This is a genomic window from Nocardioides montaniterrae, from assembly GCF_054782655.1.
The window spans coordinates 1-631 of record NZ_BAAGSB010000033.1 but is presented as its reverse complement, the minus strand read 5'-3'; the positions used below and the strand labels follow the sequence as shown (position 1 = coordinate 631).

Below are 631 nucleotides of genomic sequence, written 5' to 3'. Positions count from 1 at the left end.
AGCCATGTCGTTCTGTGAGCCAAGGAGTTGACGTCGGATCTTGTCTTCCTAAGACCGCTTGGCCTCCGACTTCTCGAGCTTACTTTACAGCAGCTTCTATGATCATCGCAGTACCAACAGGTATTAAGGTATTCTCATGGCTAAACGAAGTGCTAGGCCCACTTCATATACTGGCCAACTATATTATTACTGTTTTTAATATTATCACAGTACCTCTTAGCTATCTATACCCTCGTGCGACCAAGTATAAGATTCTACCTAATAATACTTGTACTAGTATTGTACCATATGGTACCAATCATGGTTCGACTGTAGGGTACCCTCAATTCAATATTATTATTCGAAATATGGTAGGTATCCCTTTCAATACTCTTTGTATTCTGGTTGGCATGATCCTTTCTGATGCTTGGATGATGAAGCACAAGCAGGGTAACTCTAATGCTCGACTAGCAATCAAGCAGTCCATTCATAATTTTGGCTTTATCTGGCATTGTTTTCAGGTGCTAGCTCATTATTGCTCAAGTATGCCCTCTCTGGTACAATCGACTCTTCCTTCTGGTATTCACTATGGAGTTAGTGTTGTGACACGAACTCTACCTTGCTTTACTATTCTTTATCATATGTTCCATAC

The 631-nt window shown here is 40.6% G+C and carries 1 protein-coding gene; it reads left to right on the top strand.

Features of this window, described 5'->3' with window-relative positions; translation table 11 throughout:
* Positions 1-98 precede the first annotated feature (98 nt).
* A partial coding sequence (locus ACYVJ3_RS16635; protein ID WP_460854194.1) for a hypothetical protein occupies positions 99-631 on the top strand: 533 nt, incomplete at its 3' end.